This window comes from Mesorhizobium alhagi CCNWXJ12-2, assembly GCF_000236565.1.
Taxonomy (GTDB): Bacteria; Pseudomonadota; Alphaproteobacteria; order Rhizobiales; family Rhizobiaceae; genus Allomesorhizobium; species Allomesorhizobium alhagi.
The window spans coordinates 1-1,006 of sequence record NZ_AHAM01000198.1; the positions used below are offsets into that span (position 1 = coordinate 1).

General features: G+C 62.6%; 1 protein-coding gene. It reads left to right on the forward strand.

Annotated elements, in window-relative coordinates:
- Positions 1 to 1,006, forward strand: a 1,006-nt coding sequence (locus tag MAXJ12_RS22490) for an AMP-binding protein (protein WP_040587410.1), incomplete at both ends; no start/stop codon positions are given.

The window sequence follows — 1,006 nt, forward strand, 5'->3', positions numbered from 1 at the left end:
ACTGTTCGAGGCGCAAGTACGCCAGGCGCCGGAGGCGGTGGCGCTGATCCATGACGACGAGCGGTTGAGCTATGGCGAACTCAATGCGCGGGCCAACCGGCTGGCGCATCATCTGATCGCCCTTGGGGCGAAGCCGGATCAGCCGGTGGCGATCTGCGTCGAGCGCAGCCCGGCGATGGTGACGGGGCTGCTGGCGATCCTGAAGGCGGGCGGCGCCTATGTGCCGCTCGATCCGGCCTATCCGAGCCCACGGCTCAACCAGGTGCTCGCCGATGCCGCCCCCAAGCTGCTGCTGGCCGATGCGGCCGGCCGCGCCGCACTCGGCCCCGAGGCGCTTGTCGATCTGACGTTGATCGATCTGGAGACGGCTACTCCCACCTGGGCGGAGCTGCCCGCCTGTGACCCCGAGCCGCGCGCGCTTGGCCTCACCTCCCGCCACCTCGCCTATATCATCTACACCTCAGGCTCGACGGGAACCCCAAAAGGAGCACAAAATGAGCATCGGGCTATTATCAATCGCCTGATCTGGATGCAGAAAGCCTACGCTCTCAATACGACTGACGTCGTCTTGCAGAAGACGCCATTTGGCTTCGATGTGTCGGCCTGGGAATTCTTCTGGACGTTGCTGGAAGGGGCGACCCTGGTGCTGGCGCCTCCGGCTGCACACAAAGACCCCGATGCGCTTGTAAACCTTATAATCAGCCAACGCATCACCACTGCGCACTTTGTACCATCCATGCTGGTCAGCTTCATTGACACGAAGGGTGTTGATCGCTGCACATCGCTGCAGCGTCTCGTGGCCAGTGGCGAGGCGCTTCCTGCCTCCCTTGTGCACAAGGTTCGGCGCGTATTGCCTTGGACTGGCCTGCACAATCTGTATGGTCCTACGGAAGCTGCTATCGACGTTACAGCCTGGAATTGCCCGGCTGATTTTGACGCGTCAGTTGTCCCGATCGGCCGCCCGATTGCGAACACGCGGGTGTATCTGCTGGACGGTCATGGTGCG